12 protein-coding genes are annotated in these 13369 nt (G+C 68.3%); 6 read left to right on the top strand and 6 right to left on the bottom strand.

Annotated features, from left to right (window positions below; translation table 11 throughout):
- Positions 1–150 precede the first annotated feature (150 nt).
- The 3 genes from ACFVIM_RS25735 to ACFVIM_RS25725 all read right to left on the bottom strand — a co-directional run bounded on the left by ACFVIM_RS25735 (position 151) and on the right by ACFVIM_RS25725 (position 3421).
- Complete coding sequence (locus tag ACFVIM_RS25735; protein WP_384305678.1) at positions 151–1437, bottom strand: MFS transporter; 1287 nt, start codon at positions 1435–1437, stop codon at positions 151–153.
- Positions 1438–1577: 140 nt separating this feature from the next.
- Complete coding sequence (locus ACFVIM_RS25730; RefSeq protein WP_384305675.1) at positions 1578–2660, bottom strand: inositol-3-phosphate synthase; 1083 nt, start codon at positions 2658–2660, stop codon at positions 1578–1580.
- A 59-nt stretch (positions 2661–2719) separates the two neighbouring features.
- Positions 2720–3421, bottom strand: coding sequence for a helix-turn-helix transcriptional regulator (locus tag ACFVIM_RS25725; protein WP_384305671.1), 702 nt, complete (start codon positions 3419–3421; stop codon positions 2720–2722).
- A 355-nt stretch (positions 3422–3776) separates the two neighbouring features.
- On the opposite strand from ACFVIM_RS25725, the gene ACFVIM_RS25720 reads away from it, so the two are divergent.
- Together ACFVIM_RS25720 and ACFVIM_RS25715 are read left to right on the top strand one after the other, a co-directional pair.
- Complete coding sequence (locus ACFVIM_RS25720; RefSeq protein ID WP_384305668.1) at positions 3777–6494, top strand: transglycosylase domain-containing protein; 2718 nt, start codon at positions 3777–3779, stop codon at positions 6492–6494.
- Positions 6495–6851: 357 nt separating this feature from the next.
- A complete protein-coding gene (locus tag ACFVIM_RS25715; RefSeq protein ID WP_384305665.1) occupies positions 6852–8360 on the top strand; it encodes a glycosyltransferase family 87 protein in 1509 nt (502 codons plus the stop codon).
- Positions 8361–8507: 147 nt separating this feature from the next.
- Here the strand turns inward: ACFVIM_RS25715 and ACFVIM_RS25710 are convergent, their stop codons facing one another.
- The 3 genes from ACFVIM_RS25710 to ACFVIM_RS25700 all read right to left on the bottom strand — a co-directional run bounded on the left by ACFVIM_RS25710 (position 8508) and on the right by ACFVIM_RS25700 (position 11226).
- Complete coding sequence (locus tag ACFVIM_RS25710) at positions 8508–9539, bottom strand: alanine racemase (protein ID WP_384305663.1); 1032 nt, start codon at positions 9537–9539, stop codon at positions 8508–8510.
- A 128-nt stretch (positions 9540–9667) separates the two neighbouring features.
- Positions 9668–10786, bottom strand: a complete 1119-nt coding sequence (locus tag ACFVIM_RS25705; RefSeq protein ID WP_384305660.1) for a lipid II:glycine glycyltransferase FemX — start codon at positions 10784–10786, stop codon at positions 9668–9670.
- 131 nt (positions 10787–10917) lie between these two features.
- Positions 10918–11226, bottom strand: coding sequence for a hypothetical protein (locus ACFVIM_RS25700; protein WP_384305658.1), 309 nt, complete (start codon positions 11224–11226; stop codon positions 10918–10920).
- A 312-nt stretch (positions 11227–11538) separates the two neighbouring features.
- Between ACFVIM_RS25700 and rpsF the strand changes: the two genes are divergently transcribed.
- The 4 genes from rpsF to rplI all read left to right on the top strand — a co-directional run bounded on the left by rpsF (position 11539) and on the right by rplI (position 13282).
- Positions 11539–11829: a 30S ribosomal protein S6 gene (gene rpsF / locus ACFVIM_RS25695; RefSeq protein ID WP_004950685.1), complete on the top strand. Its 291-nt coding sequence runs from the start codon at positions 11539–11541 to the stop codon at positions 11827–11829.
- A 72-nt stretch (positions 11830–11901) separates the two neighbouring features.
- Complete coding sequence (locus ACFVIM_RS25690; protein WP_384305655.1) at positions 11902–12501, top strand: single-stranded DNA-binding protein; 600 nt, start codon at positions 11902–11904, stop codon at positions 12499–12501.
- Positions 12502–12581: 80 nt separating this feature from the next.
- Positions 12582–12818 carry a 30S ribosomal protein S18 gene (rpsR, locus tag ACFVIM_RS25685; protein WP_005315025.1) on the top strand — a complete coding sequence of 79 codons (237 nt, stop codon included), beginning with the start codon at positions 12582–12584 and terminating at the stop codon, positions 12816–12818.
- A 17-nt stretch (positions 12819–12835) separates the two neighbouring features.
- Positions 12836–13282, top strand: coding sequence for a 50S ribosomal protein L9 (gene rplI / locus ACFVIM_RS25680; RefSeq protein WP_384305653.1), 447 nt, complete (start codon positions 12836–12838; stop codon positions 13280–13282).
- Positions 13283–13369 lie beyond the last annotated feature (87 nt).

Raw genomic sequence — 13369 nt, 5'->3', positions numbered from 1 at the left:
TGTTTCACGTGAAACATGGCCCCGACCTTCTCCCCTGGGTTCCTGGGCCCCGCGAGCGGCTCGCCGCGTCGGTGCTGTCTGCGCTCGTCGGTGAGTGCGGCTGTTTCACGTGAAACATCGACGGCTCCGTACCTCGCGGCGACGGGCGGGCTACTCCGCGGTCTCGTGGGCGGTCTCCCTCTCCTGGCGCGCCCACCGCGACAGCAGCACCGTCACTCCCGCGTAGATCAGGGCGATCAGCACCAGCAAGGGGGCCGATCGCCCGTCCGGCGGCAGCATCAGCGCCGCCACTCCCGCCGCCCCGACGAAGGCGACATTGAACAGCACGTCATAGAGGGAGAAGATCCGGCCCCGGTAGGCATCGTCGACGGAGGTCTGGACGACGGTATCGGTGGTGATCTTCGCGCCCTGGGTGATGAAGCCCAGAACGAAGGCGGCGATGAGGGTCGGCCCCGGGTCGAAGAAGAGTCCCAGCGAGGGCACGAGTACGGCGGCCGTGCCCGTGCATCCCACCATCCAGCCGAACCGGCCCAGACGGCCAATGGCCCAGGGGGTCGTCACGGCGGCGGCGAAGAAGCCAGCCCCCGAGACCGCGACCGCCAGTCCCAGCAGGGCGAGCCCGTCCTGCTCCTGCTCGTACCAGGCGTAGCGGCAGAGCATCAACACCATCACCGTCAGCGCCCCGTAGCAGAACCGCATCAGGGTCATCGCGGTCAGGGCCTGGGCCGCCATGGGCCGCTGGCTCAGATGCCGCAGCCCGCCGACCAGGCCCCGGGCGGTGGAGGCGACCGCGGCGATCAGCCGGGGATGGCCGGCCGTGGTGTCCGGCCCGAGGAGCCGTCGGCCGAGTCGAAGCGCCGCCAGCGCCGAGCAGAGATAGAGGACGGCTCCGAGCAGGACGACAGCCGCGTCGGAGTCCTCGGAGGCCAGGCGGACCACGAAGGCGAGGCCGCCGCCCACGGTGGCGGCCAGGGTGCCCGCGGTCGGGGAGAGCGCGTTGGCGATGACGAGCCGCTCCTCGTCGACCACCCGGGGCAGGGCGGCCGACAGCCCCGCCAGAACGAAGCGGTTGACCGCGGTGACGGCGAGGGCCGAGGCGTAGAAGAGCCAGTCCGGCACGGAGGCCAGGATCAGTACGGCGGTGCTACCGGCGAGAAGGGCCCGCAGCAGATTCCCGTACAGAAAGACCTGGCGCCGTTGCCAACGGTCCAGCAGGACACCCGCGAAGGGGCCGACCAGGGAGTACGGCAGCAGGAGCACGGCCATGGCGGAGGCGATGGCCGCTGGTGAGGTCTGCTTCTCGGGGGAGAACACCACGTAGGTGGCGAGTGCGACCTGAAAGACGCCGTCGGCGCACTGCGAGAGCAATCGGACGGTCAGCAGTCGGCGGAAGTCGGGCAGGCGCAGGAGTACGCGCAGATCACGTACGACGGGCATGTGATCAAGCCTCACACACGCCGGAGGTCCCCAGGCGCGCGACCCGGGGACCTCCGTTGACGGCGATGCTGGTCAGATACCGGTCAGATACCGGTCACCGAGCGCTCGGCGACCGGTCCGACGGCGGACGACCGGCTAGATCAGCGCTCGACCTCGCCCTTGATGAACTTCTCGACGTTCTCCCGGGCCTGGTCGTCGAAGTACTGGACCGGCGGGGACTTCATGAAGTACGAGGAGGCGGAGAGGATCGGGCCACCGATCCCCCGGTCCTTGGCGATCTTCGCGGCGCGCAGCGCGTCGATGATGACACCGGCGGAGTTCGGGGAGTCCCAGACCTCCAGCTTGTACTCCAGGTTCAGCGGGACATCACCGAAGGCGCGTCCCTCCAGGCGGACATAGGCCCACTTGCGGTCGTCGAGCCACGCCACATAGTCGGAGGGGCCGATGTGGACGTTCTTCTCGCCCAGCTCACGGTCGGGGATCTGGGAGGTGACGGCCTGGGTCTTGGAGATCTTCTTCGACTCCAGGCGCTCGCGCTCCAACATGTTCTTGAAGTCCATGTTGCCGCCGACGTTCAGCTGCATCGTGCGGTCGAGGATGACACCCCGGTCCTCGAAGAGCTTCGCCATGACCCGGTGGGTGATGGTGGCGCCGACCTGGGACTTGATGTCGTCACCGACGATGGGCACGCCCGCCTCGGTGAACTTGTCCGCCCACTCCTTGGTCCCGGCGATGAAGACCGGGAGGGCGTTGACGAAGCCGACCTTGGCGTCGATGGCGCACTGGGCGTAGAACTTCGCCGCGGCCTCGGAGCCGACCGGCAGGTAGCAGACGAGGACGTCGACCTTCTGGTCCTTGAGGACCTGAACCACGTCGACCGGAGCCTCGGTGGCCTCCTCGATGGTCTCGCGGTAGTACTTGCCCAGACCGTCCAGGGTGTGGCCGCGCTGCACCGTCACACCGGAACGGGGCACATCGCAGATCTTGATGGTGTTGTTCTCGCTGGCACCGATGGCGTCCGCCAGGTCGAGGCCGACCTTCTTGGCGTCCACGTCGAATGCCGCGACGAACTCCACGTCACGGACGTGGTAGTCGCCGAACTGGACGTGCATGAGACCCGGCACCTTGCTGTCCGGGTCGGCGTCCTTGTAGTACTCGACGCCCTGCACCAGCGAGGCGGCGCAGTTGCCCACGCCGACGATGGCTACGCGAACCGAACCCATTCCGGTTGCTCCCTGTGTGATTTCGGTATTCCGGATGAGACCCCGCGGACCGCGCGGTCTCACTTGTCGGTCCCGTCGGACGGATCCGGCGAGGTGGCGGGCCCGGAGGGCTCACCGTCCTGGCGCCGGGGCAGGCCGTCCGCCGCTCCCGAAGTGTTGCCCTGCTGAGCCGCGCCGTCGGAGGGGGACTCACGTCTGTCCCGCCCGGCCCGCTCGCTCTCGATGAGCTCGTTCAGCCAGCGCACCTCGCGCTCCACGGACTCCATCCCATGGCGCTGGAGCTCAAGCGTGTAGTCGTCGAGACGCTCCCGGGTGCGGGCCAGGGAGGCGCGCATCTTCTCCAGACGCTCCTCCAGCCGACTGCGTCGGCCTTCCAGTACCCGCATCCGCACCTCGCGCTCCGTCTGCCCGAAGAAGGCGAAGCGAGCCGCGAAGTGCTCGTCCTCCCAGCTGTCGGGTCCGGTGTGCGAGAGCAGCTCTTCGAACCGTTGTTTACCTTCCGCCGTCAGCCGGTAGACGATCTTGGCGCGGCGCCCCGCGAGCGAAGCCGCGAGGGCGTCCTCGGGGGCGCTGCCCGTCTCCTCGATCAACCAGCCGTTGGCGACCAGAGTCTTGAGACAGGGATAGAGGGTCCCGTAGCTGAAGGCCCGGAAGATCCCGAGCGAGGTGTTGAGCCGTTTACGCAGCTCATACCCGTGCATCGGGGCCTCGCGGAGTAGGCCGAGAACGGCGAATTCAAGGATGCCCGAGCGTCTGCTCACCGCTGCCTCCTCGCCGTCTCAGCCTGGCTATGTCGTGCTGATGTATCGAGTCGATACATCAGCACGATAGGACGGTGATGCCCTCGCGACAAGGGGGGCCTTCGTGAGCGGCGTCACATCGGTAATTACTGTGGAGCAACTTGCCTGATTTAGGGTGAACTTCGGGTCTAGGAGGGTTTTGGGCGCCCGTAGTCTGTGCGGATGCAGACCGGGAACCGCGCGGCGTCGTCTGACGTCATCGCCGTGGATGCACAGCGGATGAACCTTCTGAGGGCTTGGTCCGCATCCATTTCGGGGGGACCGGAACTCACCTGCCGTTTCCAGGCGTCTCGCCTGCCCGAGGAGTAACCGTTCGATGAGCGAGCACCGACGCAAACCGCCACAGGCAGCAAGTGGCGGGCGTGCGGCTGCCAGACGCGCCGCCCAGCAGTCCTCCGGCCGCCGTGCGGCGCCGCTTCATGGCGCCGCGGCGGAATCCCCTTCCGATTCCGATCCGCATGGCGAGGAGCGCCCCTACGGCGGGCGGGCGGAGGCCCGCCGCGCCGCGCAGCGCGGCAGCCGCCGCCGTGTGGACAGTGGCGGCGGCGGAGGTGGTCGCGGCGGCGGCCGCCGGGGTACGGGTGGCGGCGGTGGCCATGACGGTCCGGGAGGTCCCGGCAAGAAGCGGTTCATCGACTACCCCCGCTTCGGCAAGCACGGGTGGCGCCGCTGGCTGCCGTCCTGGCGGCTGACCACCAGTCTGTGCTTCGGGTTCCTCGGCACCATGATGATCGGCGCCTTCACCGCGTACGCGATGGTGGAGGTCCCCGACCCGCAGAAGGCCGCCGAGGCGCAGAACAATGTCTACTACTGGGCCGACGGCTCCCAGATGGTCGCCACCGGCGGGGAGACCAACCGCCAGATCATCTCGATAGGGCAGATCCCGAACCATATGGAGCAGGCGGTGGTCTCCGCCGAGAACAAGACCTTCTGGAAGGACTCCGGCGTCGACCCGCGGGGCATCCTGCGGGCCGCGCTGAAGATGGCCCAGGGCGGTAACACCCAGGGTGGCTCCACCATCACCCAGCAGTATGTGAAGAACGCCCATCTCGGGGACCAGTCGCAGACCTTCAGCCGTAAGTTCAAAGAGCTCTTCATCTCCATCAAGGTCGGCGCCGACATGGACAAAGAAGAGATCATGGCGGGGTATCTGAACACCTCGTTCTACGGCCGCAACGCGTATGGCATCCAGGCCGCGGCCCGTGCGTACTACGACGTGGACGCCGAGAAACTGACGCCGAGCCAGAGCGCCTTCCTCGCCGCCGTACTCAAGGGCGCCACGTACTACGACCCCGCCGGGTCCGTCGAGAACGACCCCGCCGCGACGCCCGCCGCCAATCTGAAGCGCGCGACCGAGCGCTGGCGCTGGATCCTCGACGAGATGGTCAAGGACGGCGGCCTGTCAGGCGCCGAGCGCGACAAGTATGTGGCCGAGGGGTTCCCCACGCCCAAGCCCCTCAAGAAGTCCGCGCAGCTCAGCGGGCAGACCGGCTATCTGGTCTCGCTGGCGAAGGCCAACTTCCTCAGCAAGACCAAGCTCTCCGAGCGTGAACTCGCCGCCGGGGGTTACCAGATCCACACCACCTTCAAGAAGGATCTGGTCCACAAGTTGACGAAGGCGGTCGACAAGGTCCGCAAGGAGAACATCGACGCCAAGAAGCGCCCGGAGACCGACACTCATGTCCAGTTCGGCGGGGCGTCGGTGGATGTGAAGACGGGGGCGATCGCGGCGGTCTACGGCGGTGAGGACGCCACCACACACTTCACCAACAACGCCGATGTCACCGGTGCCCAGGTCGGCTCGACCTTCAAGCCCTTCGTGCTGGCCGCCGCCATGCGGGACGGGGTCCGCGACCCCAAGCTCGGCGCCGAGCAGTCGGCCTCCGAGCGGACGATCATCGACCCCGACAAGACCATCTACAACGGCAAGAACAAGCTCAAGATCAAGCGTTACAACGGAGAGGTCTGGCAGAACGAGGAAGGGAAGGAGTGGCTCCAGGTCAATGACGGCGATCAGTCGTACAAGAACATCAACCTGCGTGAGGCGATGATCGTCTCGGCCAACTCCCCCTTCGTCCAGCTCGGCATGGACATCGGTATCCCGCAGGTCCGGGAGGCCGCCGTGGACGCCGGGCTGCTGGAGAAGTCGCTCGACCCGGGCAATGTGCCCTCCTTCTCGATCGGTATCTCCACCCCCAGCGCCATCCGGATGGCGGGCTCGTACGCCACCTTCGCCGCCAGTGGCCAGCAGCGCGACCCGTACTCCGTGACGAAGGTGCTGCAGGACGGGAAGCTGATCTACTCCCACAAGGAGCAGGTCCGCGGCGCCTTCCCCGCGGCCGTCGCCGACAACGTGACCGACATCCTCAAGGACGTCGTCGAGGACGAGGACGGCACCGGCAAGAACGCCCGGATCCCGGGCCGTGAGGTCGCCGGTAAGACGGGTACGACCGATGGCAACAAGTCGGCCTGGTTCGTCGGCTACACGCCGGACCTGGCGACCGCCATCGACATGTACCGCCTGGACGACGACGAGAACAACAAGAACCGGGCCTTCCTGGAGATGTTCGGCACCGGCGGCCAGGAGAAGATCCACGGCTCCTCGTTCCCGTCCGAGATCTGGCAGCTCTACATGGCGGACGCGGTCAAGGGCACCCCGGTGACGACGTTCCCCGAGCCCGAGCAGATCGGCGAGGCCGTCTGGGGCGGCGGCGCCAGCAGCCCGCCCCCGTCGCCCACCGAGAAGGAGTCCGAGTCCGCCACTTCCTCCCCGTCCAAGGAAGAGGAGGAAGAGGAGAAGCCGACCAAGGACGTCGACAAGCCCTCTCCGAGCAACTCCTGCAAGGAATGGGAGCAGTGGAGCTGCGGGCCGCCCGGAAGTGACAACGGCGGCAACCCGGGCGAGCCGGGCGGTGGCGACGGCAAGCCGACGAACTCGGAATCCTCCCCGTCCGACGGGGAGAACGGCTCCGGCGACAACGACGGTGGCGAGGGCGACAACGGAAGCGGAAGCGTCCTGGGCTCCCGGGGCTAGATCGCCCCTGGTGGCGCGCCACAGCGCTCCAGCCGGCTGAGGGCCGCCGCACCCGGCGCCCGGACTGTGCACCCCGCACAGCCTGAGCGCCCGGTGCGGCGGCCCTCACGGCGTTCACACGCCTCCCTGGAGCCGCGTACCGGGAAGAGTGCCGTCCGGGGGTCGTGCGCCCCCTGGAGGACGCGCTGACGCCGTGCCCCGGCGACTGTCGCGCCCTCTGACGGCGTTCCCCTGCGTACGCGTACGGTGACGGCGAGACCGCCGGGGCCAGGGTCCTCTCGACGCGTGCCGTACGGGGCCGGGCGGCCCGTCTCCGGACCGCTCCGCGCCCCGACTCCGTACGGCAGGATGTCCCCCATGCCCAGCGCAGAAGAGACGAGCGTGCACGACGACCGGCCCGAGGTGCGGCCCACTCGGAGGGATCCCGTCGCCGCCGCCGGCAGCGAGGTGATCGGAGGGCCCGCCGGACGGTTCGCGCTGCGCGGGTGGCACGGCTGGATGAACCCGGTGCGTGTCATCGTGCTGGTGGCCCTGGGCATGTTCGCGCTCGGCATGGTGCAGAAGATGCCCTGCTACGACTGGGCCTGGTTCCGGGGCGCCAACTCCCAGTACACCCACGCCTGCTACTCCGACATCCCCCACCTCTATCTGGGGCGTGGCTTCTCCGAGGGGCTGATTCCCTACTTCGACCGGCTCCCCGGCGATATGGAGTACCTGGAGTACCCGGTGCTCACCGGGCTCTTTATGCAGGTCGCCTCGTGGCTGAACCTCTCCGGTGGCTCGATCCAGCACCAGGAGCAGGTCTACTGGCTGATCAACGCGGGGATGCTGATGATCTGCGCCGCGGTCATCGCCGTCTGTGTCGCCCGCACCCACCGCCGCCGCCCCTGGGACGCGCTGCTGCTCGCCCTGGCCCCCGCTTTCGCCCTCACCGCCACGATCAACTGGGATCTGCTGGCCGTGGCGCTCACCGCCGCCGCGATGCTGATGTGGTCCCGGGGACGGGCGCTCGCCTTCGGCGTGCTGATCGGGCTGGCGACGGCCGCCAAGCTCTATCCGGTGCTGCTGCTGGGGCCACTGCTGCTGCTGTGCTGGCGGGCCGGGCGCTGGCGGGAGTACGGCACCGCGGTGCTGGGCGCGGCGGGCGCCTGGCTGGTGGTGAACCTGCCGGTGATGGTGATGGCGCCGGAGGGATGGAAGAAGTTCTACACGTTCAGCCAGGAGCGCGGGATCGACTTCGGCTCGTTCTGGCTGATCATCACCCAGCGGACCAATGAGTCGATCGACGTCGAGACGGTGAACAGCTACGCGACGCTGCTGATGCTCCTGTCCTGCGCGGGCATCGCCGCCCTGGCGCTCCGCGCCCGCCGTCGGCCGCGCTTCGCACAGCTGGCCTTCCTGGTGGTGGCCGCCTTCGTGCTCACCAACAAGGTGTACTCGCCGCAGTACGTCCTGTGGCTCATCCCGCTCGCCGCGCTGGCCCGGCCCCGCTGGCGGGACTTCCTCGTCTGGCAGGTCTGCGAGGTCTTCTACTTCCTCGGGATCTGGATGTACCTGGCCCACACCACGGGGGAGAAGAACCAGGGACTGCCCGCCGAGGGCTACCAGGTCGCCATCGCGCTCCATCTGCTCGGGACGCTGTATCTGTGCGCGGTGGTGGTGCGCGACATCCTGTACCCGGAGCGGGACCCGGTGCGCGAGGACGGCTCGGACGATCCCTCGGGCGGGGTGCTCGACGGGGCCGAGGACACCGGGCCGCTGGTGCCGGTGGCACGCCACACGGCCGACGACGATGGTCCGCTGGTCGAGATGGTGCTGGAGGAGACGCGGGGGCAGGGGGGCAGTCCCGGGGAACCCCGTGGCTGACCCCCCGTGGGACGCCCGGCGGCTGCTCGTACGACGCTGAGCGTCCGCGTCCACCCGTCCCTACGGGGATCCTTCCGGCTCGTTCGGATCCCCCGCTCCGGAGAGCACGGAGGCCCGCCCCTCAGGGCGGGCCCCACAGCCGGTCCGTCAGCGCTCCACCAGCCGGTCGAACTGGGTCGTGGTGTGGCGCAGATGCGCCACCAGCTCGTCGCCGACCTGCGGCTCCTGCGCGTCCGACGGGACGAACAGGATCGACACCTGCATATGCGGGGGCTCCGCGAACCAGCGCTGCTTCCCGGCCCAGACGAAGGGCGACAGGTTCCGGTTGACGGTCGCCAGACCGGCGCGCGCCACCCCCTTGGCCCGGGGCATCATCCCGTGCAGCGCCTTCGGCGCCTCCAGGCCCACCCCGTGGGAGGTGCCGCCCGCGACCACGACCAGCCAGCCGTCGGAGGCGGCCTTCTGCTGGCGGTAGCCGAAGCGGTCGCCCTTGGCGACGGGCGTGACATCGAGGACGGAACCGCGGTACTCGGTCGACTCATGGTCACCGAGCCAGAGCCGGGTGCCGATGCGCGCGCGGAACGTGGTCTGGGGGAACTGCTGGCGCAGCCGGTTCAGCTCATCGGCGCGCAGATGGCTGACGAACATCGTGTGCAGCGGCAGCCGGGCCGCGCGCAGCCGGTCCATCCAGCCGATGACCTCGTCGACCGAGTCGGAGCCGTCGGTCCGGTCCAGCGGCAGATGGAGGGCGAACCCCTCCAGCCGTACGTCCTCGATCGCGGCCGCCAGTCGGCCGAGATCCTGCTCCAGGACGCCGTGGCGCTTCATGGAGCTCATGCACTCGATGACGACGCGGGCGCCGACGAGCGCGTGGACCCCGTCGACCGAGGAGACCGAGCGGATGACGCGGTCGGGCAGGGGCACCGGCTCCTCGCCCCGGCGGAACGGCGTCAGCACCAGCAGGTCCCCGCTGAACCAGTCCTTGATCCGGGCCGCCTCGTAGGTGGTGCCCACGGCCAGCATGTCGGTGCCGAAGCGGGTGGCCTCCTCGGAGAGCCGCTCATGACCGAAGCCGTAACCGTTGCCCTTGCAGACCGGAACCAGTCCGGGGAACTGGTCGATCACGGACTTCTGGTGCGCCCGCCAGCGCGTGGTGTCGACATAGAGGGAGAGCGCCATGGCCGGCCCGGAACCTTTCTGATGGCTGGTGTGGGGACTGCTGCAAGATCTTCTGACGAGGTTACGGCGTGGGTGGCGGCGGCGTCAGCGGCCCGGTGTCCGGCCGTTCGACCGCCGCCCGGCGGGCCTCAGCGGCGCGACATATACATGTCGAGCGCCTTGTGCAGCAGCTTGTTCAGCGGGAAGTCCCACTCGCCGACGTACTCGACGGCCTCGCCACCGGTGCCGACCTTGAACTGGATCAGACCGAAAAGGTGGTCGGTCTCGTCCAGCGAGTCGCTGATCCCCCGCAGGTCGTACACGGTCGCGCCCATCGCGTAGGCGTCGCGCAGCATCCGCCACTGCATGGCGTTCGACGGCCGGACCTCGCGTCCGATGTTGTCCGAGGCGCCGTAGGAGTACCAGACGTGCCCGCCGACCACGAGCATCGTGGCGGCGGAGAGGTTCACCCCGTTGTGGCGCGCGAAGTAGAGCCGCATGCGGTTGGGGTCCTCCGCGTTCAGGACCTGCCACATGCGCTGGAAGTACGAGAGGGGGCGGGGCCGGAAACGGTCACGGACCGCCGTGATCTCGTAGAGCCGCTGCCATTCCTCAAGGTCGTGGTAGCCGCCCTGGACGACCTCGACACCGGCCTTCTCGGCCTTCTTGATGTTGCGGCGCCACAGCTGGTTGAAGCCCTTGAGGACATCATCGAGGGAGCGGTTGGCGAGCGGTACCTGGTAGACGTAGCGCGGCTGGACGTCGCCGAACCCGGCACCGCCGTCCTCGCCCTGCTGCCAGCCCATCTTGCGGAGCCGGTCGGCGACCTCGAAGGCGCGGGGCTCGATGTGGGTGGCCTCGACGTCCCGCAGTCGCTTGACGTCGGGGTCCTGGATACCGGACTTGATCGCCGGGGCGTCCCAGCGCCGGATGACGACCGGCGGGCCCATCTTCACGGAGAAGGCGCCCTGCTGCTTGAGGTGGTCCAGCATCGGACGGAGCCACTCGTCCAGATTGGGCGCGTACCAGTTGATGACCGGGCCCTCGGGCAGATAGGCGAGATACCGCTTGATCTTGGGCAGCTGGCGGTACAGCACCAGGCCCACACCGACCAGCTGGCCCGCCCGGTCGAACCAGCCCAGGTTCTCCGAGCGCCACTCCGTCTTCACGTCAGCCCACGCCGGGACCTGGCAGTGGCTGGCCGCGGGCAGGGACTGGATAAAGGCCAGATGCTGCTCTCGGCTGATGGTCCGAAGGGTCAGGCTCATGCGGGGCGCTCCTCGGCTGGTGTCTCCCCATGGGTCTGGGGCTCCTGGCTCTCGCGCCGAAGCCTACTGTGCAAGGGGAGCGCCCCGAATGGCCGCGTTCGGCCCAGCGGGCCGCGGGGGTCGCGCGTTCGTTAGCCGATGACCCCGCCGAAGAGGCCGCCGTGCGCCATGCCGAGGAAGAAGCCGAGAGCCGAGGCGACGAGCCCGATGACCAGTCCGGTGCGTTCCCGGGTGGTCGCCGAGATGAACTGTCCGTAGGCGCCGGTGCCGATGCCGATCAGCCCGGCCCAGGAACTGAGCAGATGGAGGTTGTGGAAGAGGGATGTGACGAGGGAGAGCACGCCCAGCACCAGCGTCACGGCGAGCAAGGTGTCCTGGACGGGGTGGGGCTTGCCGTCGGTGGCGAAGAGGGAGGTCTGACGTCGCACTGCCTGTGCCATGTGGCACCTCCTGCGTAGCCGGAACGCGGCTCACCGTAGCGCCGCGCACACCCGATGTGTACAGATTGTGCCCCTCACTCCCCGGATTTCAACCGCACGCGCACCTGCGGGTACTCTGTACGGTCTGCACCGGTGTCTGCCCACTGCCCGGCGGGATCGTCTGTGATCACCGACGGGGCATGGCGCGTGAGCTTTCGGTCACTGAGGGGTTTATCGCCCCTCTGACCTGCTTCGACACCGTTGCAGTACGCATCACGACCCTCCTGCCACGGAACGACCGTGGCCGCTGAGTCCAAAGGAGGTGGGTTCCACATGCGTCACTACGAGGTGATGGTCATCCTCGACCCCGATCTGGAGGAGCGCGCTGTCTCCCCCCTGATCGAGAACTTCCTCTCCGTCGTCCGTGAGGGCAACGGAAAGGTGGAGAAGGTCGACACCTGGGGCCGTCGTCGTCTCGCCTACGAGATCAAGAAGAAGCCCGAGGGCATCTACTCGGTCATCGACCTGCAGGCTGAGCCCGCGGTCGTCAAGGAGCTCGACCGGCAGATGAACCTGAACGAGTCGGTCCTCCGGACCAAGGTCCTCCGTCCCGAGACCCACTGAGCCATCGGCTCAGAGGTCATCGGACCCGAGTAGCAGCAAGCAGCCAGAAGCAATCCCGCCGAGAGGTTCACCATGGCAGGCGAGACCGTCATCACGGTCGTCGGCAATCTCGTCGACGACCCCGAGCTGCGCTTCACCCCGTCCGGTGCGGCGGTCGCGAAGTTCCGCATCGCGTCCACTCCCCGCACCTTCGACCGTCAGACCAATGAGTGGAAGGACGGCGAGAGCCTCTTCCTGACCTGCTCGGTCTGGCGTCAGGCGGCGGAGAACGTCGCCGAGTCGCTGCAGCGCGGCATGCGCGTCGTCGTGCAGGGCCGTCTGAAGCAGCGGTCCTACGAGGACCGCGAGGGCGTCAAGCGCACGGTCTATGAGCTGGACGTCGAGGAAGTCGGCCCCAGCCTGAAGAACGCCACGGCCAAGGTCACCAAGACCACCGGTCGCGGTGGCCAGGGTGGCTACGGCGGCGGTGGCCAGCAGGGTGGCGGCGGCTGGGGCGGTGCCCCCGGTGGCGGCCAGCAGGGTGGCGGCGGTGCTCCCGCCGACGACCCGTGGGCCACCAGTGGCCCGTCCGGCGGCCAGCAGCAGGGCGGCGGAGGCGGCTGGGGCCAGGGCTCCGGCAACTCCGGCAACTCCGGTAACTCCGGCGGCTACTCGGACGAGCCCCCCTTCTAGGGACCCGCACCCGTTCAGGGTGGTGTCCCGGGAAGGCGGGGACTCGTACCCCCACTTCTTGATCACACAGGAGAAACACCATGGCGAAGCCGCCTGTGCGCAAGCCTAAGAAGAAGGTCTGCGCGTTCTGCAAGGACAAGACCGCGTACGTGGACTACAAGGACACGAACATGCTGCGGAAGTTCATTTCCGACCGTGGCAAGATCCGTGCCCGCCGCGTCACCGGCAACTGCACTCAGCACCAGCGCGATGTCGCCACGGCCGTGAAGAACAGCCGTGAGATGGCGCTGCTGCCCTACACGTCCACCGCGCGCTAAGAGAGGGTGACCGAACTATGAAGATCATCCTCACTCACGAGGTTTCCGGCCTCGGTGCCGCTGGTGACGTCGTCGACGTCAAGGACGGCTACGCTCGCAACTACCTGGTCCCGCGCGGTTTCGCGATCCGCTGGACCAAGGGTGGCGAGAAGGACGTGGCGCAGATCCGCCGCGCCCGCAAGATCCACGAGATCGCGACCATCGAGCAGGCCAACGAGGTCAAGGCCAAGCTTGAGGCCGTCAAGGTGCGTCTGGCTGTTCGCTCCGGCGACGCCGGCCGTCTCTTCGGCTCCGTGACCCCGGCCGACATCGCCACGGCGATCAAGGCCGCCGGTGGCCCGGAGGTCGACAAGCGTCGTGTCGAGCTCGGTTCGTCGATCAAGACCCTGGGCTCGTACCAGGTGTCCGTGCGTCTGCACCCCGAGGTCGCCGCGCAGCTGGCCATCGAGGTCGTCGCCGCCTGAATGGCGCCGACTGGCTGAGCACGCTCGACTGAGCACGAGAGGGCCGCACCCGATGGGTGCGGCCCGCATCGCTGTCCCGCCGGTGGT

Source organism: Streptomyces sp. NPDC057638 (assembly GCF_042800315.1).
GTDB lineage: Bacteria > Actinomycetota > Actinomycetes > Streptomycetales > Streptomycetaceae > Streptomyces.
The sequence above is the reverse complement of the archived record's forward strand: the minus strand, read 5'-3'. Positions and strand labels throughout refer to the sequence as shown.

What these genes read in the sequence shown, in the direction of transcription:
- ACFVIM_RS25735 (WP_384305678.1), bottom strand. Translation starts at nt 1,437, where the DNA reads ATGCCCGTCGTACGTGATCTGCGCGTACTCCTGCGCCTGCCCGACTTC.
- ACFVIM_RS25730 (WP_384305675.1), bottom strand. Translation starts at nt 2,660, where the DNA reads ATGGGTTCGGTTCGCGTAGCCATCGTCGGCGTGGGCAACTGCGCCGCC.
- ACFVIM_RS25720 (WP_384305668.1), top strand. Translation starts at nt 3,777, where the DNA reads ATGAGCGAGCACCGACGCAAACCGCCACAGGCAGCAAGTGGCGGGCGT.
- ACFVIM_RS25715 (WP_384305665.1), top strand. Translation starts at nt 6,852, where the DNA reads ATGCCCAGCGCAGAAGAGACGAGCGTGCACGACGACCGGCCCGAGGTG.
- ACFVIM_RS25710 (WP_384305663.1), bottom strand. Translation starts at nt 9,539, where the DNA reads ATGGCGCTCTCCCTCTATGTCGACACCACGCGCTGGCGGGCGCACCAG.
- ACFVIM_RS25705 (WP_384305660.1), bottom strand. Translation starts at nt 10,786, where the DNA reads ATGAGCCTGACCCTTCGGACCATCAGCCGAGAGCAGCATCTGGCCTTT.
- ACFVIM_RS25700 (WP_384305658.1), bottom strand. Translation starts at nt 11,226, where the DNA reads ATGGCACAGGCAGTGCGACGTCAGACCTCCCTCTTCGCCACCGACGGC.
- rpsF (WP_004950685.1), top strand. Translation starts at nt 11,539, where the DNA reads ATGCGTCACTACGAGGTGATGGTCATCCTCGACCCCGATCTGGAGGAG.
- ACFVIM_RS25690 (WP_384305655.1), top strand. Translation starts at nt 11,902, where the DNA reads ATGGCAGGCGAGACCGTCATCACGGTCGTCGGCAATCTCGTCGACGAC.
- rpsR (WP_005315025.1), top strand. Translation starts at nt 12,582, where the DNA reads ATGGCGAAGCCGCCTGTGCGCAAGCCTAAGAAGAAGGTCTGCGCGTTC.
- rplI (WP_384305653.1), top strand. Translation starts at nt 12,836, where the DNA reads ATGAAGATCATCCTCACTCACGAGGTTTCCGGCCTCGGTGCCGCTGGT.